This window comes from Streptomyces sp. NPDC002835 (genome assembly GCF_053591995.1).
In genome coordinates, this window is sequence record NZ_JBSFUW010000002.1 from 67,478 (window position 1) to 93,095 (window position 25,618).

Consider the following 25,618-nt stretch of genomic DNA (forward strand, 5'->3'; position numbering starts at 1 on the left):
TGGCACGCGTCCCTGACGGAACTTCCGCACTGTTCTGACCGGCGGTTTTCCGTGGCACGGCAGGTCGGCTTCCCGTGTCTCGACCTCTTACACGGGGAATCCGCACATCCGGTTCGAACCCTACGTCAAGCGCGTGCCGACCTGGTCCCCGGAAGAGTGACTCGGATGCGGCAGCCGTGCACGGATTCGGCCACCCCGATGCGCCCGCCGTGCAGATCGACCGCCCAGCGCGCGATCGCCAGCCCCAGCCCCGTGCCGCCATCGCTGCCCGGACCGTGCGGGGCGGGGACGCCGCCCCGGTTGAACCGCTCGAAGACCCGGTGGCGCTCCTGCTCGGGGATGCCCGGACCCTCGTCCAGCACCTCCAGGTCGAGCGACTCCGGGTACGGCCCGCGCCTGGCCCGTACCGTGACCCGGCCGTGCGGCGGGGAGTGCTTCACCGCGTTGTCGATGAGGTTCGCCACGACCTGGTGCAGCCGCTCGGCGTCCGCGTGCGCCGTCAGCTCCGGCGGCTGCACGTCCAGGTGCAGATGGACGTCGGTACGGGTGTGGTGGCCGGAGCCGGACGCGAGACCGCGCCGGGAGGAGACCAGGTTGGCCTCCTTCAGCACCCCGGACAGATAGGGCCACACCTCGAAGCGCGAGGCCCGCAGCGGCAGCACGCCGTTGTCGAGACGGGACAGGTCGAGCAGGGTCTCGACCAGCCGGCCCAGCCGCTCGGTCTGCTTCAGCGCGGTGCGCATCATCTCCGGGTCGGCGGCGGACACCCCGTCGACGACGTTCTCCAGCACGGCGCGCAGCGCGGCGATCGGGGTGCGCAGCTCGTGGGAGACATTGGCGACCAGCTCCTTACGGTGCCGGTCGACGGCCTCCAGGTCGTCCGCCATGCGGTTGATCGTGGAGGCCAGGTCGCCGAGCTCGTCGCGCCGGTCGGCGCCGCGCACCCGGCGGGTGTAGTCGCCGTGCGATATGCCCTTGGCGACGGTGTTCATCTCGTCCAGCGGCGCGGTCAGGCCGTGCGCCACGAACTGGGTGATCAGCAGGGTGGCGATGATCGTGAAGACCGTGATGAACCGCACCTCGGTCTTGCTGTGGAACGCCATCAGCATCAGGCCGGTGGTGATGAGGACCGAGACCACGACGAGCGTGCTGAGCTTGGTCTTGATCGATATCGTGATGGACGCGGTACTCAGCCGCTTCCCCGGCCCACCGGCCCGCCGCCCCGGACTCATGGCGCCGGCGTCTCCAAGGCGTAGCCGACACCGTGGACAGTACGGATGCGCTCCGCGCCGATCTTGCGGCGCAGCGCCTTGATGTGGCTGTCGACCGTGCGGGTGCCGGAGGCGTCCGCCCAGTCCCACACCTCGGCGAGCAGCTGCTCACGGGAGAGGACCGCGCGGGGCGTGTTCGCCAGGCACACCAGCAGGTCGAACTCGGTCGGCGTCAGATGCACGTCGTCGGCCCGGACCCGTACCCGGCGCTGCGCGTGGTCGATCTCCAGCTCGCCGAGGCGCAGGATCCCGCTGCGCGGCGTCACCGCGGCGAGGGCCGCCCGCTCCACCCGGCGCAGCAGGACGTGCACCCGGGCCGCGAGCTCCCGCATGGAGAACGGCTTGGTCATGTAGTCGTCCGCGCCGACGCCGAGCCCGACGAGCATGTCCGTCTCGTCGTCACGCGCGGTCAGCATCAGCACCGGCACGGGACGCTGCGCCTGGACCCGGCGGCAGACCTCCAGTCCGTCGAAGCCGGGCAGCATGATGTCCAGGACCATCAGGTCCGGCTGCCACGCGTCCGCCGCGTCGACGGCGGCCGGGCCGTCGAGGGCGGTCTGCACCAGGAAGCCCTCCGCCCGCAGCCGGGCCGCGATGGCGTCGACGATCGTGGCGTCGTCCTCGACCACCAGCACCCGGCGCTGGGCGCCGGGAGTGGCCGCGACGCCGCCTTGCGTGGTGTGTGTCTGCTCCATCGCCCCGCCCTTGTACGCGTTCTCTGCGAGCTGCATGTGGTTGTGCTTCGAAGGTGGATCCCGCTGTGTAGTCCAGCAGCGTAAAGGCAGCGCCTGTGTCCCGGCTACGCAGGGCGAACGGCGAGGTGGACGACGTCCGGTACGCCCCGGGCAAGGTGGATCTCTTCGGTTCTTACCCCGCTGAATCCGGCATTCCGCAACGCTTCCTCGAAGGCGGCCGACGGCTGCGCGGACCAGACGGCGAGCACTCCGCCGGGCTCCAGCACGGCCGCGCACGCGGCGAGTCCGGCCGGGGAGTACAGCTCCCCGTTGTCCTCTGTGACGGTCCAGTCGGGCCCGTTGTCGATGTCCAGGCACAGGGCGTCGTAACGGTCCGCGGTCGACGTCAGGTGGTTCAGCAGGTCGGTGTGGAGAACCACACAGCGCGGATCGGCGAGCGCCTGCCCGGAGATCGCGGCGAGCGGCCCGCCGCGGTGCCAGTCGATGATCGCCTGCTCTCGCTCGACCACGGCGATCCGCCGCCACGACGGCATGGCGGCGGCGTGGGCGAGCGAGAAGCCGACCCCCAGACCCCCGATGAGCAGGCGCGGGGCGGTGTTGCCGGTACGGACGGCCTCGTACGCGGCGTCGACGAGCAGCCGCTCGGACCGGCCGTCGGAGGTGTCCATCAGGAAGCACCCGTTGGCGATGATCTCGTGCACCTTCTCGTCGCCGTCACCCCGCCTGCGCAGCACCACTTCTCCGTAGGGCCCCTCACGCCGGTCGAGGGTGACGGGGGCGTCGGTGGCGGGGGACGGCATGAGATGACCTCCGGGTGGCCGGCAGGTGACGACGGTGATCGTCCCATTCTGTCGGGACGGCGCGCGGCGGACCAAACCCGGTGGCGGGCCGTCCCATGGTGCACGGCACGCCGGTCGGTCCGTGCGGTACGGGCGCCCGTACCGCACGAGCACGTGCCAGCCCGGTGCGTCGGCCCTGGGGCTTCGCCGTCGACGTCGGCCAGGACATGCCGCTCCTCAAAGCGAAGGAAGTAATGGCCGAAGTCGCGAATGTCCATTACATGGCGAGGGCTCGGCAGGGCGCGGCCGAATTTTTGGAGGTGACGCACGTCACGGTCGTGGACCGGTCACGGGCGGGGCGCCTTTTCGCCGTGCACCGCCGTGTATTCGGCCGCCAGCCAGGGGCCCAGGTCCTCCACGAGGGTGCGGAGCAGGGCCGCGTCCGGCGTCGGAGTGCGGGCCGCGGCGGCGGCCAGGCGTATCTGGGCCGCCCGCTCCGGGTAGTGGCGGGCGAACAACTCCGCCGACTCGTGCAGGTCGCTCGTCCAGCCGCCCCAGCGGGGCATGACCAGCGTGAACCCCGACCGGACGACGCGCCGCGCGACCCGGCGGCACAGGGCGCACAGCTCGGCCTCCGACCCGGCACTGTGCAGCCGTTCCCGCCAGCGCGGCAGAACGAGAGCCAGGTCGCCGTTGGTCTCGCGGGCCAGCAGCGACGTGGGGTGCTGCGGCGGCAGGCGGGCGGCCAGATCCTCGCCCAGCAGCGGCGTGCACAGGCAGGAGATGAAGAAGCCCAGGTCGTACCGCTCGAGTTCGCTCAGCGCCGCTTCGACGTCGACGAGCAGGATGCCGGCGCCGTCGATCACGTCGAACGATCCGTCGAGCACGGCCTCGGCGGCGTCCGCGTCCGCCCGGTCCCGGGCGGCCGGCTCGTCGTGGAGCACGAGCAGCAGGTCGAGGTCGGAGGCGCCGGGCACGGCCGTGCCGCGCGGGATGCTGCCGTAGAGATACGCGCCGTGCAGCCGGCCGTCGCTGAACCGGCCGGCGATCTCCGCCCGGGCCGCGGCGACCACCGGCGCGAAGCGGGCGGTCACCCGGTCGAGCGAGCCCTCGCGGGCGATGGTCCCGTCGGGGTTCAGTCCTCTGTCTCCCATCGGCCCACTGTCGCGCGCCGGGTCCGCGTCGCCCACCGGATTTCGGCGATCGCTCAGAGCGAACAGCCCCGGGGGAACATTGGGGGGCTCATATGCATTGAGTCGGTACAGCTCAACTTGCATGCCTAAGGGGAGATCATGGCTGCCGACATCAAGGCGAACTCACCGCTCACTCTGCCCGTGCTGCCGCTCGACGACGAGGTCGTGCTGCCCGGCATGGTCGTGCCGCTCGACCTGTCCGACACCGACGTACGCGCCGCGGTCGAGGCCGCCCAGGCTGCCGCTCGCCCCTCCGGCAACAAGCCGAAGGTGCTGCTCGTTCCACGGGTGGACGGCACCTACGCCGCGACCGGTGTGCTCGGCACCGTCGAGCAGGTCGGCCGGCTCTCCGACGGCGACCCGGGTGCGCTGATCCGCGGCGTCGGCCGCGTCCGCATCGGCGCCGGTACGGCCGGGCCCGGCGCCGCGCTGTGGGTGGAGGGCGCCGTGGTCGAGGAGACCGTGCCCGACCCGCTGCCCGGCGCGGTGACCGAGCTGGTCACGGAGTACAAGGCCCTCGCCACCGACTGGCTGAAGAAGCGCGGCGCCTGGCAGGTCGTCGACCGTGTGCAGCAGATCGAGGGGATCTCGCAGCTCGCCGACAACTCCGGATACTCGCCGTTCCTGACCACCGCTCAGAAGATCGAGCTGCTGGAGACCAGCGACCCCGTCGCCCGGCTCAAGCTCGCCACCGAGCAGCTCCGCGAGCACCTCGCCGAGCAGGACGTCGCCGAGTCCATCGCCAAGGACGTCCAGGAGGGTGTCGACAAGCAGCAGCGCGAGTTCCTGCTCCGCCGCCAGCTGGACGCCGTGCGAAAGGAGCTGCGCGAGCTGGGCGGCCAGGAGGGCGAGGACGAGTCCGACGACTACCGCGCCCGAGTCGAGAGCGCCGACCTGCCCGAGAAGGTCCGGGAGGCCGCGCTCAAGGAGGTCGAGAAGCTGGAGCGGGCCAGCGACCAGTCGCCCGAGGGCTCCTGGATCCGCACCTGGCTCGACACCGTGCTCGAACTGCCGTGGAACGAGCGCACCGAGGACGCGTACGACATCCAGGGCGCCAAGGCCGTCCTGGACGCCGAGCACGCGGGGCTGCAGGACGTGAAGGAGCGGATCACCGAGTACCTGGCGGTGCGCAAGCGGCGCGCCGACCGGGGGCTGGGCGTGGTCGGCGGGCGGCGCGGGGGCGCGGTGCTCGCGCTCGTCGGCCCGCCCGGCGTGGGCAAGACGTCGCTCGGCGAGTCGGTGGCGCACGCCATGGGCCGCAAGTTCGTGCGCGTCGCGCTCGGCGGCGTACGGGACGAGGCCGAGATCCGCGGCCACCGGCGTACGTACGTCGGCGCGCTTCCCGGCCGGATCGTGCGTGCCGTCAAGGAGGCCGGCTCGATGAACCCGGTCGTCCTGCTCGACGAGATCGACAAGGTCGGCTCCGACTTCCGCGGCGACCCCGCCGCGGCCCTGCTCGAAGTCCTCGACCCGGCGCAGAACCACACCTTCCGCGACCACTACCTCGAGGTCGAGCTCGACCTCAGCGACGTCGTCTTCCTCGCCACCGCCAACGTGCTGGAGGCCATCCCCGAGGCGCTGCTCGACCGGATGGAGCTGGTGCGCCTCGACGGCTACACCGAGGACGAGAAGATCGTCATCGCCCGCGACCACCTCGTGCCGCGCCAGCTGGAGCGGGCCGGTCTGGAGGCCGGCGAGGTGACCCTGGACGAATCGGCGCTGCGCAAGCTGGCGGGGGAGTACACCCGCGAGGCGGGCGTACGGAACCTGGAGCGGTCCGTCGCGCGGCTGCTGCGGAAGGTCGCGGCACAGCACGAGCTGGGTGAGCGCGAACTGCCGTTCACCGTCACCGACGAGGAGCTGCGCGGCCTCATCGGCCGACCGCACCACGTGCCCGAGTCCGCCCAGGACCCGGCCGAGCGCCGCACCGCGGTGCCCGGCGTGGCCACCGGGCTCGCCGTGACCGGGGCCGGCGGGGACGTGCTGTTCGTGGAGGCGTCGCTCGCCGACCCGGAGACCGGCGGGTCCGGACTGACCCTGACCGGTCAGCTCGGCGACGTGATGAAGGAGTCCGCGCAGATCGCACTGAGCTTCCTGCGCTCGCACGGCGCCGAGCTGGAGCTGCCGGTCGCCGACCTCAAGGACCGGGGCGTGCACATCCACTTCCCGGCGGGGGCGGTCCCGAAGGACGGGCCGAGCGCGGGCGTCACGATGACCACGGCGCTCGCGTCGCTGCTCTCCGGGCGCCAGGTGCGCACGGACGTGGCGATGACCGGCGAGGTGTCACTCACCGGCCGGGTGCTGCCCATCGGCGGCGTGAAGCAGAAGCTGCTCGCGGCGCACCGGGCGGGCATCACCACGGTCGTCATCCCGAAGCGGAACGAAGCCGACCTGGACGACGTCCCGGCGGAGATCCTCGACAGGCTTCAGGTGCACCCGGTGACGGACGTACGCCAGGTCCTGGAGCTGGCGCTGTCCTCGGCCGAGGTGCCGGTGCCTGCGGCGGCCTGACGGGGAGCGGAACGCGCGGGCGGAGGCACGGCGGTGGTGATCCACCGCCGGGCCTCCGCCGTTCCGGCCCGGCCCCGGGCCTCCCGCACAATGGACGGATGACCACCCTGCGGGCCGACTGCTCGAACTGTTTCGGGCTGTGCTGTGTCGCACTGCCCTTCGCCGCCTCCGCCGACTTCGCGGTCAACAAGGACGCCGGCAGGCCCTGCGCCAATCTCCGCACGGACTTCGGCTGTGGCATCCACGACCGCCTCCGTGACAGCGGCTACCCCGGCTGCACGGTCTACGACTGCTTCGGCGCCGGACAGCACGTGTCGCAGGTGACCTTCGGCGGTACGAGCTGGCGGGACGAACCGGCCACGGCCCGGCAGATGTTCGACGTCTTCCCGGTGGTCCGGCAGCTGCACGAGCTGCTCTGGTACATCGAGGCGGCGCTGACCCTGAGCGCCGCGCGCCGGGTGCACCCGGATCTGCGCCGGCAGCGGGACGTCGTCACCGGCCTCACCCGCCTTACGCCCGACGACCTGGAGAAGCTCGACGTGGCCGCCCACCGCCAGGAGGTGGACGTCCTCCTGCTGCGGGTGAGCGAACTGGTGCGGGCCCAGGTCAGGGGCCGCAAGAAGGACCGCAGGGGAGCGGACCTGATGGGCGCCCGGCTCAGGAACGCCGATCTGCGGGGCGCCGGGCTGCGCGGCGCGTATCTCATCGCGGCCGACCTGTCCGGCGCCGATCTGCGGCTGGCGGACCTCATCGGCGCCGACCTCAGGGACGCCGACCTGTCCGGCGCGGACCTGACCGGCTGCATCTTCCTCACCCAGCCGCAGCTGAGCGCGGCCAGGGGCGACGCGGCGACCCGTCTCCCGGCCGGGCTGACCCGTCCCGCGCACTGGTCGTGAGCGGGACGGGCCCGGGTCGCGTCGCGCGGCCGGTCGCGCTGTTGATCAGCCGTTGGCGAGCGCCACGACGCGGTCGTACGCGCCGTTGAACTTGTTGTGGTCGCCGACGATCGGCCCGGACGAGGTGTACTGCCACATCGTGTAGTAGGGCCAGCCGGCCGGCAGCGTGCCCGGCGTGGTGTTGTAGCGGGCGATCCACAGCGGGTTGGTGGAGCCGAAGCCCGCGTAGTTCCCGGTGCACTGCGTCCACCAGCTCGTCGCCGTGTAGATGACCGCGTCACGGCCGGTGCGGGCCTTGTAGCGGTTCAGGAAGTCGCGGATCCAGGTGACCATCGCGGACTGCGACTTGCCGTAGCAGGCGGCGCCGTACGGGTTCCACTCGATGTCGAGCACGCCCGGCAGGGTCTTGCCGTCGCGCGACCAGCCGCCGCCGTTGTTGACGAAGTAGTCCGCCTGCGCCGCGCCCGTCGTGGTGTTCGGGGTGGCGAAGTGGTACGTGCCGCGGATCATGCCGATGTTGTACGAGCCGTTGTACTGCTGCGTGAAGTACGTGTTCTTGTAGTACGTGCCCTCGGTGGCCTTCACGTAGGCCCACTTGACGCCGCTGTTCCACAGGGCGGCCCAGTCGACGTTGCCCTGGTGGCTGGAGACGTCGACGCCTTCCGTCTGGACGGCGCGGGTGTCGCGCGGGAGGCCGCCCCGGCCGTCGTGGGCGATGACGCCCATACCCAGGTGGGCGGAGCCGCGCTCGGGCTTGGGGTCGGCCGCGGCGGTGCCGGGGAGGGTGAGGAGGAGGGACAGGACGGCGAGGAGGGTGCCGGCCGCGGCGAAGCGCCTGCGGCTGGTCGTCGTTCCGGATCTGTGCACGGGCATAGCGTGCCTCCGAAGGCCTCGGTGGGGGTCTCTGACGAGGTGTCGACATGTCGTGGCGCAGTGGGATGGTGTGGACATGCCATGAACTCCCATGAGTGACGCTACGCACGTAGACCCCCACGAGGAAGAGGCGCCTGACGCCGCCGTTGGTCTACTCCTGCGAAATACTGGCCGAGCTGCGGCGATACCGGCCGCCGGGAAAAACTTTCACGACCAGGAAAAGCGCGCGAGGGGTGCTGACGTGCACGAAGGCGGTACGGCGGATGCGGCGGGCCCGCGGGGCGGGGCCGGCGGGGACCACGAATTCCTCGCGCTGGAGCGGGAGTTGGCGGTCTTCCTGCGCCGCGCGAGGGCGTCCTCCGGCGAGATGGCCCGCGAGGTCCACCCCGAGCTCGAACCCGCCGCCTACGGGCTGTTCGTACGGCTGGAGGAGACCGGACAGCAGCGGGCGACCGAACTGGCCGGCTACTTCGGCGTCGGGAAGGCCACCATGAGCCGCCAACTGCGCGCCCTGGAGGACCTCGGCCTGGTGACCCGCGAACCGGACCCCGCCGACGGCCGCGCGTCCCTCGTACGGCTCACGGACGAAGGGGTGGCCCGGTTCCGCCATGTGCGCGACGCCCGCCGCGACCGGTACCGGAGCAGGCTGGCCGACTGGGACCGCGGAGAGGTCGCGGAGCTCGCCCGGCTGCTGCATCAGTTCAACGCCCGCGCGGAGGGCTGAAGCCCGACGCGCCCCGGCGTGTGACGTCGGTCGTCGTCGCCGTCAGAGCTCGGCGAAGACCGCCGACGCGTCGTCGTGGAGCTTCCACCGGACCACCGCCGTACGCGCCTGTGCCGCCGCCTCCAGCTCCCGCACCCGGTCGATCAGGCCCTGCGCCCCCTCCTTGCGCAGCAGCGCCACACACGCGGCCCAGTCGCCCTCGGCGAACATGTCCACCCAGCGCGAGGCGCCGTCGGTGAGGGCGGTCAGCGAGCGCACCCCGCCGCGCGGAACGCTGCCCGCGACCGCGCGCCCGGCCACCGACGGGTCGGCCGCCGCCGTGAAGAAGCCGCCCTCCGCGTTCCGCAGCGCGTCCGCGGTGGCGTGGGTCAGCAGCGCCTCGCGCGGCACGCGGTCCAACCGGTCGTCCAGCACCGGGCGGACCGTGCCGTCGGGCGACTCCAGCAGCAGCGTCGAATCCGAGAGGACCAGATACTCGACCTCCTCGTCCGCCGCGCCCCAGCGCGCCAGGACCACTGTCGCCTGCGGCGTACGCACGTGAGAAAGGTCACAGGTTTGACGGTGTGAGTCCGCGGTGCGCCGGATTGATTCCGCGAGGACGTCCCGAAGCGCCAGGTTGCGCCGCGAACCGGACAGTTCGACCAGAGCGCCGCCCAGACGGGCCGTGAACCACGGCACCCCGTGCACGCAACCCACATCACCGCTCGGCGGCGTCACGCCGTCGAGCGCCACGAGTGTGCCGCCCTGGCCCGAAGCGGGCAGGGCGACGGAGACCCAGTCCTCGTTGGGGCGTTCGGGGGAGCCGGGGGAGGTGGCGAGCTCGATGCGCATGGCCCCAGTCTGCATGAGACCTTCACAAGAGCCTCGGGGGCCGGAAGTTGCCGCGTACCGGCAGGTCAGGGGGGTGCTTCGCCCCGTTTGGGCGGCTGTGCGAAGCTGCGGGCGGGCATCTTGCCAAAGGGTCGCCGGAAGGTCCAACCCGGCGGCGTCGCGGGCCCCCGCGGCCCGCGCGCGGAAGTTGTTCACCAACTCCTGAGTGTTGTTCACTCGTTCGGGTGGCGGAGCGGCCGATGCGCGCCTCCCTCCCATAGGCACTGGAATGGTCGGAAGCCGTACCAGGGGTGGGACTCTCGCGTGTGACCGGTCGTCATCTCTGCTTCAAGGGTGGACGAGTCAAGCAAGATTGCGAGCACCGGTGCAGATGAAGCGGCCTCGGGGCAACGGCGGCAGGACCACTGGAACCCCGTCCACAGGAGCCCCGGGCGAACCCCAGGCCCCGGCCTCTCCCCAACCGATCCCGGCCCCCCGTGATCACGACACCGCGGCGCGGGACGCGGTCGCGTCCGACGCGGCCGTTGCGCGGGACGCTTCCGCGCCGGACGCGGCCGTGCCGCCGGCGGTAGCCGTCACGCCGGACCCGGCCGTCACGCCGGACCCGGCCGTCGCGCCGGACCCGGCCCCCGCGCCCGACACGCTCGCGTCGCACCCGCCCGCGCCGCCCACGCCGTCCGTCGACGCGCAGGCCCCCGCGGGCCGCCCCCGTCGCGTGCGCAACCGGCTCGTCGCGGGCGTCGCCCTCACCGTCCTCTGCGTCGTCGGTGCCGGCGCCCCCGGCATCCTCGCGAGCTCCGCGGACCTGACCGAGTCGCAGCGGCTGGTCGACCTCGCCGCACTCGACCGGCAGGCCGTCACCCTCGCCCACTCGCTCGCCGACGAGCGCGACGAGGTCACCGCGTACATCGCCGCCGGCCGCGACGACCAGGAGGGCGAGGAGAAGGACCGCAGGAAGATCTCCGGCAGCCTCAGCGCCCGCGTCGACCGGCAGATCGACGAGATGCGCGAGACGCTGGGCACCGACCGCGCGGACCTGCGCCACTCGCTCGCCTCCGTGCCCTCCGTACGCCGCACCGCGCTCACCGGCAAGAGCACCGCGATCGAGGCCCACCAGGCGTACACCACGGTCATCTCCGCCCTGCACGCCCTCGCCGGCGAACTGGCCGACCGGACCCCGCCCCGCGCCGCGCAGGCCACCCGGGCGCCCGCCGAACTGGGGCTCGCCGTCGAGCAGGCCTCCGCCGCCCGCGGCCTGCTGCTCGCCGCCCTCGCCGTGCCGCAGCCGGACCCGGTGATCGGCTTCGACCCGGTCACCGGCCTCCCCGTGGAGAGCGCGGGCGAGGACTCCGGCGCCGACGCCCGCACCCGCAACGCCCTCACCACCGCCGCGCAGCAGGCCCGGGTACGCGAACTCGCCGCCCTCGCCGACTTCGACCAGGCCGCGGGGAGGACCGCCCGCGAGAAGTTCGCCGCCACCGTCACCGGACCCGAGGTCACGGCCGCGGAGAACTACCTGGGCCGCTTCACCGACCAGCCGAAGCTCTCCGACACGGAACGCGGCACCGACCCGGCCAAGCTGGAGGCCGCGCTCACCGCCCGTATCGAGCAGATGCGGGGCGCGGAGTCGTCCCTCGCCACAGAGCGGACCGAACGGTTCGCGCAGCTGCGCGACGACGACCTCACCGCGCTCGAGATCCGCATTGCGCTGCTCGGCGGACTGGTGATCGTCACCATCGGCGTGCTCTCCGCCGTCTCCCGTACGCTCACCCGCCCGCTGGCCGTCGTGCGCCTCGGCGCGGCCAGACTCGCCGACTCGATCGCCCCGCAGACCGAGGAGCCGGTCCGCTTCACCGGCCGCAACGACGAGTTCGCCCAGGTCGTACGGTCCCTCAACGCGCTGCACGGCAAGCTGCGCGACCTCGGGACGCGGGCCGAGCGGCTGGAGAGGGAGCGCGGCGAACTCGCCGGCGCCCGCGAGGCGCTCGAGGCCGAGGTCGCCGCGGCCCGCCTGGAGCTGCGGCAGCGCACCGACGAGATCGGCACCCAGCTCGACCGGCTGGGCCACACCGTCCACCACACCTTCGTCAACCTCTCGCTGCGCACCCTCGGCCTGGTGGAACGGCAGCTGGGCGTCATCGAGAAGCTGGAGGAGCGCGAGCAGGACCCCGAGCGCCTCGCCACCCTCTTCAAGCTCGACCACATGGCCACGGTCATGCGCAGGCACAGCGAGAACCTGCTGGTCCTCGCCGGCACCGAGCACGGCCACGGGCACGTCGGACCCGTCCCGTTGGTCGACGTGCTGCGCGCCGCGGTCAGCGAGATCGAGCGCTACGAGCGGGTCGTCATCCAGTCCCTGCCGCCGCACGCCCAGGTCGTCGGCTTCGCCGCGGACGACCTCAGCCACCTGGTCGCCGAACTCCTCGAGAACGCCACCTCGTTCTCGCCGCCGGACGCCCAGGTCGAGCTGTCCGGCTGGCTCCTGGAGAACGGCGAGGTCATGCTCTCCGTCCAGGACGCCGGCATCGGCATGGCCGCGGCCAGGATGGCCGAGCTCAACGCCCGGCTCGAGGCCCCGGAGTCGTACGAGACCGAGCCCGCGGCGGGCCGCGAGGCCGAGGGCCTCGGCCTGCGGGTCGCCGCGCTGCTGGCGGCGCGGCACGGCGTACGGATCCAGCTCCGCGAGCACAAGCAGGGCGGGATCACGGCGGTCGTCGTCGTGCCGAAGACGCTGCTGCCGACGGGGCCGCCGGCGGCGAGCGGCCGCCAGGTCTCCGTACCGGGCGCCGCCCCGGCACTGAACCTCCCGGGCTCGGTGGCCGAGGCCAACTCCAACGCGCTGCCCGGCACCGTTCGCCGCGCCGCCCCGGACCCGGCCCCGGCCGACCACGAGGACGCAGCCGCAGTCCCGGCCCCGGACGCCGAGGCCGCCGACGCGCAGGCCGACGAAGGCGTGACGGACCCGGCGGCGGGCACGGACCCGGTCGAGCCGGAGCTGTCCGACGCCGTCGAGCCGGCCGACCACGCCGAGCCCGCTCCCGAGCCGGCCCTGTCCGACACCGACACCGACACCGTCACCGCCGAACCCGCCCCCGCCCCCGACCCGTTCGTCGAGGCCGCCGAGCGGGCCGTCGCCGCCGCGGCGGAGCCGGATACGCACGAGCGGGCGGCCGACGGCGAACCGGTCACGGTCGGCGTCGACCAGGAGACGTTCGCGATGCGGCTGCCGCCGCAGCCCGAGCCGCACGCCCCCGAGGCCGCAGAGGCCGCGGAGGCCCCGCAGGCACCGGAGATCCCGGAGGAGCCCGAGGCCCACACCCCCGAGCCCCCCGCCGCCCCGGGCCGCGTCACCGACAAGGGCCTGCCCAAGCGCACCCCGAAGTCCGTCCAGCCCGCCACCGCCCCGACCGGGCGCACCGGGAGCGTCGACGCGGAGGCCCTGCGCCGCCGGCTCGGCGGCTTCCACCAGGGCGCGAAGGACGGCCGCCGGGACGTGGAGGCGGAGATCGCGGAGCTGACGGACAAGGAGCCGGCGCAGACGGCCACACAGACCACGGAGGCCGCGCAGACCACCGCGGCCGCCGACAGAGACGGACACGCACACACCGCAGCGGAAACGGGGGACACAGTCGAGGAGGTACGCAGTTGACTGCGACCGGTACGTTCGGGCTGAGCAGCGAGGCCCGCAATCTTCAGTGGCTGCTGGGCAATCTGGTGGAGGAGGTGCCAGGAGTCCACTCGGTCGCCGTCGTCTCGTCCGACGGCCTGCTGCTGCTCTCGTCCGACCCCGGGCAGAACGCCGCCCAGGCCGCCCCCGACGCCGCCCGTGAGGGCCCGAAGGGCTCTGGCGCGGACCTCGCCACGATTATTTCCGGAATCGGCAGCCTCACGGTCGGCGCCGCGGGCCTGATGGACGGCGGAGGCGTCAAGCAGACGATGGTCGCCATGGACGAGGGCAGTCTCTTCGTCATGTCGATCAGCGACGGCTCCCTGCTGGGAGTGCACGCCACTCCCGACTGCGACATGAGCGTCGTCGCCTACCACATGGCCTTCTTCGTCGGCCGCGCCGGACACGTACTCACCCCCGAAGTCCGCAGTGAACTGCGCAAATCGATGGAGAGTGGCCAGTGATGTCGGTCCCCAAGCTACCCGTCCGCAGCGACGGCAAACGCCCCGCCCGGGTCCGTCCGTACTCCCTCACCGGCGGCCGCACCCGCTTCGGGCACGTGCTGCTCGTCGAGACGTTCGTCGCCGCGCTCGAGGCGCCGCCGGAGCGGCGGGAGCTGCCCGGCGGCAGCCTCGCCTCGCGCGTCATGCCCGAGCTGCGGGCGATCGTCGAGCTGTGCCGCCGGATGCGTACCGTCGCCGAGATCTCGGCGCTGCTCAAGATGCCGCTGGGCGTCGTCCGGGTGCTCCTCAGCGACCTGGCGGACCAGGGAAAGATCCGCGTGTACGGGACCGGTCACGGCACCGGCCAGCCCGACCGCGCACTGCTCGAAAGGGTGCTGAGTGGACTCCGCCGCCTCTGACACGCTCCTCGACCGCCCGCAGACCGGCCCCGGGGCCGAGCCCGAAGAGCCGTTGCAGCCGTGGCAGTTGGACACGACCCGCGCCCCCACGGCGACGAAGATAGTCGTCGCGGGCGGTTTCGGTGTCGGCAAGACGACGTTCGTCGGCTCCGTCTCCGAGATCACGCCGCTGAAGACAGAGGCGCTGATGACCCGCGCGAGCGAGGACACCGACGACCTCACCGCCACGCCGGACAAGATCACCACGACCGTGGCGATGGACTTCGGACGGGTCACGCTCGACGACGACCTGGTGCTGTACGTCTTCGGTACGCCCGGTCAGCAGCGGTTCTGGTTCATGTGGGACGACCTGGTGCGCGGCGCGATCGGCGCGATCGTGCTCGCCGACACCCGGCGGCTGGCGGACTGCTTCCCCGCGCTGGACTACTTCGAGAGCTGCGGGCTGCCGTACGTCGTCGCCGTCAACCACTTCGAGGGGACGACCGCGTACGAGCCGGAGGACGTACGGGAGGCCCTGACCGTGCCGCCGCACGTACCCGTGGTGATCATGGACGCCCGGCACCGGATCACGGTGATCGAGTCGCTGCTGGCGCTGGTCGCGCACGCTCTCGAAGCCACCCCCGAATAGCCTCACGGGGCCGGGACGCCGGAACCACGGCGCCGGGCCCACGACGCGAGAACCACGGAGAACCCGCCATGCGGAAGATACTCATAGTCGGAGCAGGCCAGTCCGGTCTTCAGCTCGCCCTCGGCCTCCAGTCGGAGGGCTACGAGGTCACGCTGATGTCCAACCGCACGGCGGACGAGATCCGGTCCGGCCGGGTCATGTCCACCCAGTGCATGTTCCACACCGCCCTGCAGCACGAGCGCGACCTCGGCATCAACTTCTGGGAGTCGCAGGCCCCCAGGATCGAGGGTCTCGGCGTCTCCGTCGCCGCTCCTGACTCGAGCCGCGCCGTCGACTGGGTCGGCAAGCTGGACGGCTACGCGCAGTCCGTCGACCAGCGTGTGAAGATGGCCGGCTGGATGGAGACCTTCGCCCAGCGCGGCGGACAGCTCGTCATCCACGGCGCGGCCGTCTCCGACCTCGACTACTTCTCCCGCACCTACGACCTGGTGCTGGTGTCGGCCGGCAAGGGCGAACTGGTCTCGATGTTCGGCCGGGACGCGTCCCGCTCGCCGTACACGGAGCCGCAGCGCGCGCTCGCCGTCGCCTATGTGCACGGCCTCGGCCCGCGCCCCGAGCACCCGGACTACGACGCGGTGCGCTGCAACCTGGTGCCGGGCGTCGGCGAGCTGTTCGTCATGCCGACGTTCACCACGTCCGGCCGGGCCGACATCCTCTTCTGGGAGGGCGTCCCGGGCGGTCCGCTCGACGTCTTCAAGGGTGTCAAGGACCCGGCGGAGCACCTCTCCCTGACGCTGGAGCTGATGGAGAAGTTCACGCCCTGGGAGTACGCGCGGGCCACCCGGGTCGAACTGACCGACGCGGGCGGCACGCTCGCCGGACGGTACGCACCGACCGTCCGCAACCCGATCGGCCGGCTCCCCGGCGGCGGACTGGTCCTCGGCGTCGCGGACGTCGTCGTCGCCAACGACCCGATCACCGGCCAGGGCTCCAACTCGGCGGCCAAGTGCGCCGCCTCCTACCTCGCGTCGATCACCGAGCACGGGGACAGGCCGTTCGACGAGCCGTGGATGCAGGGCACGTTCGACCGGTACTGGGAGACCGCGCAGCACGTCACCAAGTGGACGAACACGATGCTCGGGGCGCCGCCGGAGCACGTGCTCAACCTGATCGGCGCGGGCGGTCAGCTTCAGCCGGTCGCGGACCGGTTCGCGAACGGCTTCAACGACCCGGCCGACTTCGAGAACTTCTTCTACGACCCGGAGAAGACCGGCGCCTACCTGGCCTCCGTCTCCGGCGCCTGATCGCTGCCCGCATCCTCGTCCGCGCTGCCGTCCGTCACGCCGGCCGGCAGTTCGGGCGGGGTGGTCGTCGTGCCCCGCGCTGCGGCCAGGGCGGTGAGCTGCTCGGCGGAGAGCGAGGCGAGCAGCCCCTCTGCGGCCCGCAGCCGGGCCGTGGCCCGGTCGCGTGCCTGCTTCTTCCGGGCGGCCAGCACCAACTCCCGGTCCAGGGCCTTGCGGGCGGCGGCAGCCAGCTCACGGGACCGCTTCTCACCGGCCTCCAGCCGGGCCATGGCCGCGAGCCGGCCGGTGGCCGCGCGCTCGATGAGATGCCGCTGATCCAGGGCGCGTTGCGGGTCACGGGCGAGCAGCAGCTCCAGATAGGCGGAGAGCTCGGAGGTGCCCTGGTACTGCTCGCGGGCGATCCGGCCCGCCTCGGCGCGGCTCAGCGCGAGCGCGCCGCGTGCCTTCGCGAGCTTCCGGTTCAGCCGCGCGGTCTCGGTGCGCTGGGCCCGCAGGGCCTCCTCGGTGCTCCGGTAGGTCTCCCCGGCCGCCTCCGCCTGCCGGTACAGCTCCCGCAGCCGGGTCAGCACGCCGCTCACGCCCGGCGCGGCGGTGAGTTCGCCGAGCGACAGCGGCGGGCCGGGGTTTCCGCCGCCGGCGGCGAACCGCTCCATGACGGCGTCCCCGAGCTCGCCGAGCACCTGGTCGACGGCGCCCCGCCCGTCCCGGGGCTCCGGCCCCTCCGCCGCCGCGGGCAGCGCCGTCGCCGTCGCGGCGACGACGAGCGCGCCGACGCACAGGGCCCGCAGCGTACGTTTTCCTGACACCCGATCACCTCCGGCCGTACGGACGGATCCTCCGCCCGCACCCGAGGCTGCGCGCCCCCTGCCCGCCCGGCGACCGGAGCTGCGCACCCCGGCGCAACCGGGTCACCCACCCGGTCACGATCCCCACCCGCCCGGCGCGGCCCCTTGCGCCTCCGGCCGCGGCACCCGGGCCCCGCCGTGCGCCTAGGCCGCGCCGCCCCCCGGCTTCGACCACGGCCACTTCAGTTCGCGGCGCTCCACGCCGCCGGGGGCGTACTCGTACTTCCAGCCGCGCTGGAGGCTGAGCCGCCTGGTGTAGCCGGAGGGGACGCGGCGGTAGGCGTGGACGGTGGGCGGGGTGCCGTCGTCGTTCGGGACGGGGACCTTGTACCACTTCGGGGGGTGGCCGGTGGGGCCGACCAGTACCGGCAGCACGCGGCCGTCGAGGGGGCCGCCCTCGAAGGGGGTGTTCTCGCTTCTCACCGGACCAGTGTCACAGCAGGTGCGCCGCGCCGCCGACCACGGGCCCGAGCCGGCGCACCAGCGTGCCGACGGGGCCGTCCGGGGTCTCCTGGGCGAGCAGGTCCGCGACCACGGCCGCCGTCTCGGTGTCCGTCGCGGCCGTCGCGGTGAGCAGCGCGACCAGATGGTCGACGAGCCACTCGCGCAGCTCGGCGGCCGGCGGCTGCTTCTCCTCGTCCAGCCAGATCAGCGACGCCGCCTCGACCGAGGCGATCCAGGTGCGGACCATCATGCCGAGGCGCGGCCCGGGGCGGTCCACGCCGAGGTGGACGAGGATCTGTTCGGCCGCCGCCCGCCGCACCTCGTCGACGATCGCGGTCGTACGGGAGGTCTCCGCGACGCTGCCGCCGCGCAGCAGCGCGCTGAAGCCGGCGTCGTGCTCGTCGACGAAGACCAGATAGCGGTCCAGCACCCGGGTCAGCCGCTCGGTGGGCGGGCCGGCCTGCGGTTCCGCGAAGCACTGCTCCAGCCGGTCGGCGGCCGACCGCAGGGCCGCCTCGTAGAGCTGCTGCTTGCCGCCGGTGAAGTACCGGTAGACGAGCGGCCTCGACACCCCGGCCGCCTCCGCCACGTCGTCGAGCGAGATCTCCTCCGGCGGCCGGTGCGCGAAGAGGGTGAGCGCCGCCTTGAGCAGCTGCTCGCGGCGCTCCTCGACGCTGAGCCGTCGGTAGGCGCGGGTGGCGGCAGGGGGACCGGTCATGCTCCGCAGCGTAACCGCAGGGTGCGCGGAGCCCGTCATGTGATCATGCGAGAAGGCCGGAACTCTTCCACAGCCTGCGGCCGGCTCCGCGCAGCACGCCGATGTCGTCCAGGAAGTCGGTCAGCCTGCGGGCGCCGGTCTGCATGACCTCGCGGCGGTGCCCGCTCGCCTTCACCTGGGCGACGGCCTCGCGGCGGTCGAGGCCGACGTTCTCGTACACCTGGGGGTTGACGAAGCAGACGCTGAAGACGCGGGCGGCCTCGCCGCAGCTGAGCCGGGTGAACTCCTGCTCCCAGCGCGGCGCGGTCACCATCTGGCGGCGCAGCTCCTCGCGGGCGTAGCGCACGTGGCGGGCCTCCTCGATGACATGGATGCGGGTGACGCCGCGCACCAGCGTCTGCACCCGCTCGTCGGGGAAGGTGAGGCGCTGCATCCAGTCGAGGATCTCCTCGCCGAGGAGGGTCGCGGCGAACGAGCCGGGTGTCGTGGAGACCGTCTTCAGCAGGCGGGCCATGTTGTGGTAGACGCGCGGCACCTGGTACGCGGGGGCCCCGCCCTTCTCGATCATCCTGGCGAACATCATCGAGTGCCGGCACTCGTCGGCGATCTCGGTGAGCGCGTAGCGGACGTGGTTGCTGGTCACCGACTTGTCGTAGATGTGGCGCACCAGGAGCTGCATCAGGATGATCTCGAACCAGATCCCGAGCGAGGCGAGCGACGCGGCCTCGTGCCGGGCGAGATCCATCCGCTGCTCCTCGGACATCTTCCGCCAGAGCGGGGTGTCGTAGAGGGAGACCAGCTCCGGGGGCCAGAACCACTTGCCGTCCTCGACCGGGGCCTCCCAGTCGAGTTCCCTGTCGGGGTCGAAGGAGTGCTTGGCCGAGGACTCGAGCAGGCGTGCGGCGACCTGTTCGCGGTCCCGGAGCGGGCCGAGGGCGTCGCGGAGCAGCTGCACGTCGCGGTCGGTCACTGTCGTCATGGCTGAGGGCACCTCGCGAGTGGGGGTCACCGGCTTCTGCAGTTATGAGACTCCCTGTCAGTAACCTCGTCAATCCCCCGCGCACGACTTGTTGACTCCGCGTCTACCAACGTGTGAGCCTGCCAACTGTCCTTGTGCACAAGGGATACGAGGCGAAGGAGCCGCCGGTGTCGAGCCAGGACCGCTACACGAAAGCCCCCTCGGAGCCGATCTGGCAGATTCCCGCCACCGGCTCCGCGCGCTTCAGCTGGGAGTACGAGGAGGGGCGCGAACGCCTCCTCGCCCTCTACCAGAAGGGCAAGGACAAGCAGTGGGACGGCGCCAAGCGCATCGACTGGGCGCTGGAGGTCGACCCGTACGACCCGCTGGGCACCCCCGACGAGGCGCTCACCCTGTACGGCACCCGCCACTGGGCGAAGATGACCGAACGGGACCGGGGCGAGCTGCGCAAGCACTACACGTCCTGGCAGTTCAGCCAGTTCCTCCACGGCGAGCAGGGCGCCATGGTCTGCGCGGCGCGGATCGTCGAGTCCGTCCCCGACCTCGACGCCAAGTTCTACTCCGCGACGCAGACCATGGACGAGGCGCGGCACGCCGAGATCTACGGCCGCTTCCTGCACGAGAAGGTCGGGATGCTCTACCCGGTCAACGACAGTCTGCAGTCCCTGCTCGGGGACACCCTGCGCGACTCCCGCTGGGACATGCCCTACCTCGGGATGCAGGTGCTCATCGAGGGCCTGGCGCTCGCCGCCTTCGGCATGATCCGCGACACCACGACCAAGCCGCTGCCCAAGCAGATCCTCGCGTACATCATGCAGGACGAGGCCCGGCACGTGGCCTTCGGCCGGATGGCGCTGCGCGACTACTACCGGCAGCTCTCCGACGCGGAACTGCGTGAACGCGAGGAGTTCGTGATCGAGGGCTGCTATCTGATGCGCGACCGGCTGCGCGGCATCGAGGTCCTGGAGAACTTCGGCGTCCCGAGGGCGGAGGCGGAGGAGTACTCGGAGCAGTCCGAGTTCCTCCACCTCTTCCGCAAGCTCCTCTTCAGCCGGATCGTGCCCTGCGTCAAGGACATCGGCCTCTGGGGCGAGCGGCTCCAGAAGGCCTATCTCGACATGGGCGTCTTCGAGCTGGGCGACGCCAGTCTCGACCTGCTGATGTCCCAGGACGAGGAGATCGCGGAAGCGCTGGACCGCGAGCGGTTCGCGGCGGAGGAGCGGGAACGGGTGGCGGAGGTGGCACAGGCCGTCGCGGACGGCGCGACGGAGGCGTCCTGACCCGGCCTGCTCGACGGTCGCCGGCCGGAGCCGTCAAGGCGCGGTTGTCGATCACTCCTTCGAACGAGATGCCTGGCATTCCGGCTGGGTAGGCTGGATCTGCCAGGCAGACTCCGTCGCATGGGAGCAACCATGAGTGCCGCACGCGATTACGGGCTGGGCGAGGATTTCCAATGGCCCCGTCCGCCGGTCGACGGCTGGACGGCGGACGACCTCGACAAGCTTCCGAATCTTCCTCCGCACACGGAGCTGATCGACGGGAGTCTTGTCTTGATGAGTCCGCAGACCCGGTTCCACAGTCGCACCATGCGCCTGCTGGAGAACGCGCTCATGGAGCAGGCGCCGGATCACCTGGAGGCCATCAGGGAGATGACCGTCAGGCTGGACCGGCGGAACAGGCCCGAGCCGGACGTGCTCGTGGTTCCGGTGGACGCGGACGAGGGGCCCCGTCAGACCTGGTTCCGCCCGGAGGACGTCGTGCTCGCCGTGGAAGTGGTCTCGGCCGACTCGGTCGAACGTGACCGGGAGGTCAAGCCGGACAAGTATGCCCGCGCGGGCGTCCCGCACTTCTGGCGGGTGGAGGAGGACGAGGGGCTCCCTGTGGTGTACGTGTACGAGCTGGACCCGGCACTCCGGGCCTACGCCCTGATGGGCATCCATCACAAGAAGCTCGTCCTCGACCTCCCTTTCCCGGTCGACATCGACCTCACGGCGGTCAACCGCCGGCGCTGATCACGCCACCGGTGCCGGGAACGGCTTGCGCAGGGTGAAGGCGTACGGTGTCGGGCCGTGTTCGCGTACGTGCAGGAGGCGTTGCTCCGCCTCGGCGATCGTCGGGCGGTGGCCGGCCGGGACCCACCACATCGTGGTCATGACCTCGTGCATCCGCTCGAAGAACTCGTAGCGGCGCGCCAGGAGTTCGCGGTGCATGCCCTGGTACATGAAGGCCGTCAGGGCGTTGTTGTCACGCCATACGGACATGTTGACCATCAGCCACTCGTCGCCGAAGATCCGCAGCTCCGTCGCGTCGCCGGCCTCCGTCTGGAGGCGCCAGACGAAGCCCTCGGCGGCGTCCGCCACCGCGTTGACGGGCTCGAGGTTGTCAGCGAAGTCCTTCAACCGGGGCGAGTCCAGTGGAGCCTTGAGGCGGCCTATGTTCACCTGGGCGAGCTCGTAGGAAGTCATGGACGGACAGTAGTCAGATGCTCCTGTGCCGTTACGGCGATTTCGAGCAGTGAGACGTCCGCCGCTCTGTTCGCCACCAGCTGGAGGCCGACGGGGCAGCCGTCGCCGGTGAAGCCGGCGGGGAGGCTCGCGGCCGGGTGGCCGCTCAGGTTGAAGGCCCAGGTGAGGGCCGTCGAGTAGACGTCGCGGCCGGGGCCGTCATGGCCGTGCGGGCGGTTGGGGGTGGCCGGGGTCAGCAGGACGTCCGCGCCGGCGAAGAGGGCGTCCAGGCGCCGGTCGTTCTCCGCGCGGACCGCCGCGCCCCGCTCCGGCCGGCCGCCCCGTACCGCCGACCACGCGCCGGCGGGGTCGAGCAGCGCCGGGCGGGCGTCGGTGAGCCGCAGGACGCCGGCCGACTCCAGCCGTTCCACCGCCGCCAGCGTGACCGCCGCCACCTCGGGTTCGGTGTCCGCGAAGCCCAGATCGGGCGACCACACCGCGCGCACCGGAAGCTCCGGCGGCGCCGGCTCGTAGGCGTCGAGGACGCAGCGCAGATAGGCCCGCGCGCCGGCCGCAGACGCCGTCAGCACGCCCGCCGACGCCAGGCCCGTACGGTCGGGCGACGGCAGCAGCCCGTTCGTCGTCTTCAGCCCGAACACACCGCACCACGCCGCCGGGATCCGCACGGAACCGGCCCCGTCGCTGCCGGTGGCGAGGGGCACCATGCCCGCCGCGACCGCCGTCGCCGAGCCCGCGGACGAGCCACCGGGCGTGCGGTCGGCCCGCCACGGGTTACGGGTCGGCCCGTGCGCGCCGAGACCCCAGGTCTGCCAGTACGTGCCGGGCCCCGGCACCGACGTCGAGCCGACCGCCACCGCGCCCGCCGCGGTCAGCCGCCGGGCCGCGTACGAGCGGATGCCCGAGGGGCCCTTGACCGCGAACGGCAGCCCGGCGAGGGGCAGTTCCGGGTCGGTGCGGCGCTCCTGGGCGAGCGCCCGGGCGCCCCACACGTCGGTGAAGGCGCTCAGGCCGGGGTCGAGGCGTCCGACGGCCTCCAGCGTCGCGGCGATGTCCATGGGTTCAGAGTGCCGCCTCCATCACGGCCCGCGCGATCGGCGCCGCGCTGCCCCCGCCGCTGATGTCCTCCCGCAGGGCGGCCGCGTCCTCCACGACCACGGCGACGGCGACGGCGGGCCGCGCCGCGTCATGGGCGTGGGCCCACCCGATGAACCAGGCGTACGGCAGCCCGGAGTTGTCGACGCCGTGCTGGGCGGTGCCGGTCTTGCCGCCGACGGTGGCGCCGTCGATCGCCGCGTTCTTCCCGGTGCCCCGCTCGACGGCCCGCACCATCAGGTCGCGCACCCGCTGCGCGGTGACCGGCGTCATCGCCTCCCGGTAGGCGCGCGGGCCGTTCTGCGCCAGCAGGTCGCCGTTGGCCCGGGTGACGCGGTCGACCAGGTAGGGCTGCCGGACGTCGCCCCCGCCCGCCACGGCGGCCGCGACCATCGCCATCTGCAGGGGCGTGGCCGTCGTGTTGAACTGGCCGATCGAGGACAGGGCGAGCTGGTCGGGGGACATGTCGGTGTCGAAGTTGGAGGCGGTCACGCCCACGGGGATGCGCAGCGCCGGGTCGTTGAAGCCGAAGCCGCGGGCGGTGGCGACCATGTCCGCGAGCCCGACGCGCGCCCCCAGGTCCGCCATCACGGTGTTGCACGACCACTGGACGGCGTAGGCCAGCGAGGCGTTCTCGCACCCCTTCGTGGCGTTGGGCAGCGGGGTGCGGGTGTTCGGCAGCAGATACGGCTCCGGGGTGCGGGTCGGCGCGTCCACGTCGCCGACGACCCCGGCCTCCAGCGCCGCCGCGGCCGTCACGATCTTGAACGCGGAGCCGGGCGGATAGGTCTGGCGGATCGCGCGGTTCAGCATCGGCTGCTCCTCGGCGCGGTTCAGGCCCGCCCACGCCCGCGACACCGCCGGCCCGGTGCCGGACAGCGGGCCGGGGTCGTAGGAGGGGCTGCTGACCAGCGCCAGGATTCTGCCCGTCGCCGGTTCGACCGCCGCCACCGCGCCCCGCCGGCCGGCCAGACCGCGGTACGCGGCCTCCTGCGCGGCGGCCCGGATGGTGGTGGCGACGTCGCCGCCGGGCGGGCGGCTGCGGCTGAGGTCGTTCCACAGGGGCAGCGGCGCGAGCATCGGGTCGGCGCCGCTGAGGACCGGGTCCTCGGCGTGCTCGAGCAACGAGGTGCCGTACGTCTGCGACGCGTAGCCCGTCACCGGCGCGTACAGCGGCCCGTCGCGGTACGTCCGCTCGTACCGCAGCTGCTCGCCGGTGTCCTTGGAGCCCGTGACGGGCTTCCCGTCGACCAGGATGTCGCCGCGCGGCTGGGCGTGACGGGCGATGGCCGCCCGCCGGTTGGCCGGTTCCGCGCCGAGCGCGGGGGCCTCCACGACCTGCACGCGGCCGGCGTTGACCAGCAGCGCGAGCAGCAGCAGCAGGCAGAGAACGGCGGCGTGCCGGATGGTGCGGGTCACTGCCGCACCGCCTCGGCAGGGGCGAGGACGCCGGCCTCCACGGGTACGGGCAGCGGTGCGCGGGCCGAGTGGCTGAGCCGGATCAGCAGCGCCACGATGACCCAGTTGGTGACCACGGAGGAGCCGCCCTGTGCGAGGAACGGCATCGCCATGCCGGTCAGCGGGATCAGCCCGGTCACGCCGCCCGCGATCACGAAGACCTGGAGCGCGACGATCGAGGAGAGCCCGACGGCGAGGAGCCCACCGAAGGGATCGCGCAGGCCGAGGCCGGTGCTCAGCCCGCGCGCCACCAGCAGCCCGTACAGCAGGAAGATCGCGCTCAGGCCGGCCAGTCCCAGCTCCTCGCCGGCGGTGGCGAGGATGAAGTCCGACTTGGTGGCGAAGCCGATCAGTTCGGAGTGGCCGAGCCCCAGACCGGTGCCGAGCACGCCCCCGGCGGCGAAGGCGAACAGCGACTGCGCGAGCTGGCCGGGGCCCTGTCCGGCCTCGATGCTGGCGTACGGATTCAGCCAGTCCTCGACGCGGCTGTGGACGTGCGGTTCGAGCGAGCCGACGGCGAACGCCCCGGCGGACGCCAGCACCAGCCCGACGGCGATCCAGCCGATCCGGCCCGTCGCCACGTAGAGCATGACGACGAACAGCCCGAAGAAGAGGAGCGAGGTGCCGAGGTCGCGCTCCAGCACCAGCACGCCGACGCTGACCAGCCACACCGCGACGACCGGTCCCAGCACCCGTCCGGTGGGCAGTTGCACCCGGCGGATCAGCCGGCTCGCGTGCGAGAGGGCGCCCCGGTTGGCGGCGAGGTACGCGGCGAAGAAGACGGCCAGTAGGACTTTCGCGAACTCGCCGGGCTGGAAGGACAGTTGGCCGACCCGGATCCAGATCCGGGCGCCGTTCACCGCGGGGAAGAAGATCGGGGCGCAGAGCAGGGCGAGCGCGGCCGTGACGCTGACGTAGGCGTACCGCGCCAGGATCCGGTGGTCGCGCAGCAGGACGACGGCGCCGATGAACAGGGCGACGCCGCAGGCGGACCAGACGAGCTGGGCGGGGGCCGCCCGGTCGAGCGGGGTCTCCAGGTCGAGGCGGTAGATCAGCACCAGGCCCAGGCCGTTGAGGAGGACCGCGATGGGCAGCAGCAGCGGGTCGGCGTAGGGCGCGCACAGCCGGACCGCCAGGTGGGCGAGGAGCGCCAGGACGCCGAGCCCCGCCCCGTAGCCGGCGACGTCCGGCGGCACGGCGCCGCTCCTGGCGAGACCGACGGCGGCATAGCCGTGGACGCAGATCAGGACGGCGCAGACGAGGAGCGACAGCTCGACGCCCCGGCGCTTCGGTAAACGCGGCCCGGGGCTCGGCTCGTGCGGCGACGTCCCCGCCGTCGTTGCGGTCATGCCACGCAACGTAGCAAGCGGTGACGCTCTTTGT

Annotated in this window: 23 protein-coding genes and 2 pseudogenes; 11 read left to right on the forward strand and 14 right to left on the reverse strand. The window is 72.5% G+C overall.

The window, feature by feature from the left end; genetic code table 11:
* Nucleotides 1–125 precede the first annotated feature (125 nt).
* The 4 genes from ACWD01_RS03055 to ACWD01_RS03070 form a co-directional block, all read right to left on the reverse strand.
* Nucleotides 126–1,232, reverse strand: coding sequence for a HAMP domain-containing sensor histidine kinase (locus ACWD01_RS03055; RefSeq protein ID WP_451157481.1), 1,107 nt, complete (start codon nt 1,230–1,232; stop codon nt 126–128).
* A complete protein-coding gene (locus ACWD01_RS03060; protein WP_451157869.1) occupies nt 1,229–1,966 on the reverse strand; it encodes a response regulator transcription factor in 738 nt (245 codons plus the stop codon). The genes ACWD01_RS03055 and ACWD01_RS03060 overlap by 4 nt, the downstream gene beginning before the upstream one ends.
* Nucleotides 1,967–2,070: 104 nt before the next feature.
* The gene (locus ACWD01_RS03065) at nt 2,071–2,766 is read right to left on the reverse strand and encodes a spermine/spermidine synthase domain-containing protein (RefSeq protein ID WP_451157483.1); all 696 of its coding nucleotides are present in this window, start codon (nt 2,764–2,766) and stop codon (nt 2,071–2,073) included.
* A 326-nt stretch (nt 2,767–3,092) separates the two neighbouring features.
* Nucleotides 3,093–3,899, reverse strand: coding sequence for a nucleotidyltransferase domain-containing protein (locus ACWD01_RS03070; protein WP_451157485.1), 807 nt, complete (start codon nt 3,897–3,899; stop codon nt 3,093–3,095).
* 138 nt (nt 3,900–4,037) lie between these two features.
* Between ACWD01_RS03070 and lon the strand changes: the two genes are divergently transcribed.
* From lon to ACWD01_RS03085, 3 genes and pseudogenes are all read left to right on the forward strand, one after another.
* Nucleotides 4,038–6,449, forward strand: coding sequence for an endopeptidase La (lon, locus tag ACWD01_RS03075; RefSeq protein WP_451157487.1), 2,412 nt, complete (start codon nt 4,038–4,040; stop codon nt 6,447–6,449).
* Between the two features lie 626 nt (nt 6,450–7,075).
* A pseudogene (locus tag ACWD01_RS03080) lies at nt 7,076–7,183 on the forward strand (pentapeptide repeat-containing protein); the annotation flags it as partial.
* Between the two features lie 15 nt (nt 7,184–7,198).
* Nucleotides 7,199–7,345, forward strand: a pseudogene (locus tag ACWD01_RS03085) (pentapeptide repeat-containing protein); the annotation flags it as partial.
* 45 nt (nt 7,346–7,390) lie between these two features.
* Here the strand turns inward: ACWD01_RS03085 and ACWD01_RS03090 are convergent.
* Nucleotides 7,391–8,218 (reverse strand): lysozyme, encoded by an 828-nt coding sequence (locus ACWD01_RS03090; protein WP_451157489.1) that lies wholly within the window; start codon nt 8,216–8,218, stop codon nt 7,391–7,393.
* Nucleotides 8,219–8,459: 241 nt separating this feature from the next.
* Between ACWD01_RS03090 and ACWD01_RS03095 the strand changes: the two genes are divergently transcribed.
* Complete coding sequence (locus tag ACWD01_RS03095) at nt 8,460–8,942, forward strand: MarR family winged helix-turn-helix transcriptional regulator (RefSeq protein WP_451157491.1); 483 nt, start codon at nt 8,460–8,462, stop codon at nt 8,940–8,942.
* 42 nt (nt 8,943–8,984) lie between these two features.
* On the opposite strand, the gene ACWD01_RS03100 is transcribed toward ACWD01_RS03095, so the two are convergent.
* On the reverse strand, nt 8,985–9,773 hold the full coding sequence (locus ACWD01_RS03100) for a hypothetical protein (protein ID WP_451157493.1): 789 nt from the start codon (nt 9,771–9,773) through the stop codon (nt 8,985–8,987).
* A 556-nt stretch (nt 9,774–10,329) separates the two neighbouring features.
* Here ACWD01_RS03100 and ACWD01_RS03105 point away from each other — a divergent pair.
* From ACWD01_RS03105 to ACWD01_RS03125, 5 genes are all read left to right on the forward strand, one after another.
* A complete protein-coding gene (locus ACWD01_RS03105) occupies nt 10,330–13,422 on the forward strand; it encodes a nitrate- and nitrite sensing domain-containing protein (protein WP_451157495.1) in 3,093 nt (1,030 codons plus the stop codon).
* Complete coding sequence (locus ACWD01_RS03110; protein ID WP_451157497.1) at nt 13,419–13,904, forward strand: roadblock/LC7 domain-containing protein; 486 nt, start codon at nt 13,419–13,421, stop codon at nt 13,902–13,904. Before ACWD01_RS03105 ends, ACWD01_RS03110 begins: the two co-directional genes overlap by 4 nt.
* Nucleotides 13,904–14,302, forward strand: a complete 399-nt coding sequence (locus ACWD01_RS03115; RefSeq protein ID WP_451157499.1) for a DUF742 domain-containing protein — start codon at nt 13,904–13,906, stop codon at nt 14,300–14,302. The genes ACWD01_RS03110 and ACWD01_RS03115 overlap by 1 nt, the downstream gene beginning before the upstream one ends.
* Nucleotides 14,283–14,930, forward strand: coding sequence for a GTP-binding protein (locus tag ACWD01_RS03120; RefSeq protein WP_451157501.1), 648 nt, complete (start codon nt 14,283–14,285; stop codon nt 14,928–14,930). The genes ACWD01_RS03115 and ACWD01_RS03120 overlap by 20 nt, the downstream gene beginning before the upstream one ends.
* A gap of 68 nt (nt 14,931–14,998) precedes the next feature.
* A complete protein-coding gene (locus ACWD01_RS03125; protein WP_451157503.1) occupies nt 14,999–16,234 on the forward strand; it encodes a styrene monooxygenase/indole monooxygenase family protein in 1,236 nt (411 codons plus the stop codon).
* Here ACWD01_RS03125 and ACWD01_RS03130 read toward each other — a convergent pair.
* The 4 genes from ACWD01_RS03130 to ACWD01_RS03145 all read right to left on the reverse strand — a co-directional run bounded on the left by ACWD01_RS03130 (nt 16,207) and on the right by ACWD01_RS03145 (nt 19,220).
* On the reverse strand, nt 16,207–17,040 hold the full coding sequence (locus ACWD01_RS03130) for a coiled-coil domain-containing protein (protein ID WP_451157505.1): 834 nt from the start codon (nt 17,038–17,040) through the stop codon (nt 16,207–16,209). The genes ACWD01_RS03125 and ACWD01_RS03130 overlap by 28 nt on opposite strands.
* Nucleotides 17,041–17,223: 183 nt before the next feature.
* A complete protein-coding gene (locus ACWD01_RS03135; protein WP_451157507.1) occupies nt 17,224–17,502 on the reverse strand; it encodes a hypothetical protein in 279 nt (92 codons plus the stop codon).
* Nucleotides 17,503–17,512: 10 nt separating this feature from the next.
* Complete coding sequence (locus ACWD01_RS03140) at nt 17,513–18,241, reverse strand: TetR/AcrR family transcriptional regulator (RefSeq protein WP_451157509.1); 729 nt, start codon at nt 18,239–18,241, stop codon at nt 17,513–17,515.
* Nucleotides 18,242–18,284: 43 nt separating this feature from the next.
* Nucleotides 18,285–19,220, reverse strand: coding sequence for an AurF N-oxygenase family protein (locus tag ACWD01_RS03145; RefSeq protein ID WP_451157511.1), 936 nt, complete (start codon nt 19,218–19,220; stop codon nt 18,285–18,287).
* 167 nt (nt 19,221–19,387) lie between these two features.
* Between ACWD01_RS03145 and ACWD01_RS03150 the strand changes: the two genes are divergently transcribed.
* Nucleotides 19,388–20,500 (forward strand): ferritin-like domain-containing protein, encoded by a 1,113-nt coding sequence (locus ACWD01_RS03150; protein WP_451157513.1) that lies wholly within the window; start codon nt 19,388–19,390, stop codon nt 20,498–20,500.
* Nucleotides 20,501–20,632: 132 nt separating this feature from the next.
* On the forward strand, nt 20,633–21,232 hold the full coding sequence (locus ACWD01_RS03155) for a Uma2 family endonuclease (RefSeq protein ID WP_451157515.1): 600 nt from the start codon (nt 20,633–20,635) through the stop codon (nt 21,230–21,232).
* Here the strand turns inward: ACWD01_RS03155 and ACWD01_RS03160 are convergent, their stop codons facing one another.
* From ACWD01_RS03160 to ACWD01_RS03175, 4 genes are read right to left on the reverse strand one after another with little or no spacing between them, the layout of a single operon-like run.
* Nucleotides 21,233–21,685, reverse strand: coding sequence for a DUF3291 domain-containing protein (locus tag ACWD01_RS03160; protein ID WP_451157517.1), 453 nt, complete (start codon nt 21,683–21,685; stop codon nt 21,233–21,235).
* Nucleotides 21,682–22,740 (reverse strand): amidase, encoded by a 1,059-nt coding sequence (locus tag ACWD01_RS03165; RefSeq protein ID WP_451157519.1) that lies wholly within the window; start codon nt 22,738–22,740, stop codon nt 21,682–21,684. The genes ACWD01_RS03160 and ACWD01_RS03165 overlap by 4 nt, the downstream gene beginning before the upstream one ends.
* Nucleotides 22,741–22,744: 4 nt before the next feature.
* Complete coding sequence (locus ACWD01_RS03170; RefSeq protein WP_451157521.1) at nt 22,745–24,196, reverse strand: penicillin-binding transpeptidase domain-containing protein; 1,452 nt, start codon at nt 24,194–24,196, stop codon at nt 22,745–22,747.
* Nucleotides 24,193–25,584: an FtsW/RodA/SpoVE family cell cycle protein gene (locus tag ACWD01_RS03175; RefSeq protein ID WP_451157523.1), complete on the reverse strand. Its 1,392-nt coding sequence runs from the start codon at nt 25,582–25,584 to the stop codon at nt 24,193–24,195. The genes ACWD01_RS03170 and ACWD01_RS03175 overlap by 4 nt, the downstream gene beginning before the upstream one ends.
* Between the last annotated feature and the right edge of the window lie 34 nt (nt 25,585–25,618).

Bases quoted from the DNA above. Each gene is read 5' to 3' on its own strand.
- ACWD01_RS03055 (WP_451157481.1), bottom strand. From the start codon at position 1,232: ATGAGTCCGGGGCGGCGGGCCGGTGGGCCGGGGAAGCGGCTGAGTACC.
- ACWD01_RS03060 (WP_451157869.1), bottom strand. From the start codon at position 1,966: ATGGAGCAGACACACACCACGCAAGGCGGCGTCGCGGCCACTCCCGGC.
- ACWD01_RS03065 (WP_451157483.1), bottom strand. From the start codon at position 2,766: ATGCCGTCCCCCGCCACCGACGCCCCCGTCACCCTCGACCGGCGTGAG.
- ACWD01_RS03070 (WP_451157485.1), bottom strand. From the start codon at position 3,899: ATGGGAGACAGAGGACTGAACCCCGACGGGACCATCGCCCGCGAGGGC.
- lon (WP_451157487.1), top strand. From the start codon at position 4,038: ATGGCTGCCGACATCAAGGCGAACTCACCGCTCACTCTGCCCGTGCTG.
- ACWD01_RS03090 (WP_451157489.1), bottom strand. From the start codon at position 8,218: ATGCCCGTGCACAGATCCGGAACGACGACCAGCCGCAGGCGCTTCGCC.
- ACWD01_RS03100 (WP_451157493.1), bottom strand. From the start codon at position 9,773: ATGCGCATCGAGCTCGCCACCTCCCCCGGCTCCCCCGAACGCCCCAAC.
- ACWD01_RS03115 (WP_451157499.1), top strand. From the start codon at position 13,904: ATGTCGGTCCCCAAGCTACCCGTCCGCAGCGACGGCAAACGCCCCGCC.
- ACWD01_RS03125 (WP_451157503.1), top strand. From the start codon at position 14,999: ATGCGGAAGATACTCATAGTCGGAGCAGGCCAGTCCGGTCTTCAGCTC.
- ACWD01_RS03140 (WP_451157509.1), bottom strand. From the start codon at position 18,241: ATGACCGGTCCCCCTGCCGCCACCCGCGCCTACCGACGGCTCAGCGTC.
- ACWD01_RS03145 (WP_451157511.1), bottom strand. From the start codon at position 19,220: ATGACGACAGTGACCGACCGCGACGTGCAGCTGCTCCGCGACGCCCTC.
- ACWD01_RS03155 (WP_451157515.1), top strand. From the start codon at position 20,633: ATGAGTGCCGCACGCGATTACGGGCTGGGCGAGGATTTCCAATGGCCC.
- ACWD01_RS03160 (WP_451157517.1), bottom strand. From the start codon at position 21,685: ATGACTTCCTACGAGCTCGCCCAGGTGAACATAGGCCGCCTCAAGGCT.
- ACWD01_RS03165 (WP_451157519.1), bottom strand. From the start codon at position 22,740: ATGGACATCGCCGCGACGCTGGAGGCCGTCGGACGCCTCGACCCCGGC.
- ACWD01_RS03175 (WP_451157523.1), bottom strand. From the start codon at position 25,584: ATGACCGCAACGACGGCGGGGACGTCGCCGCACGAGCCGAGCCCCGGG.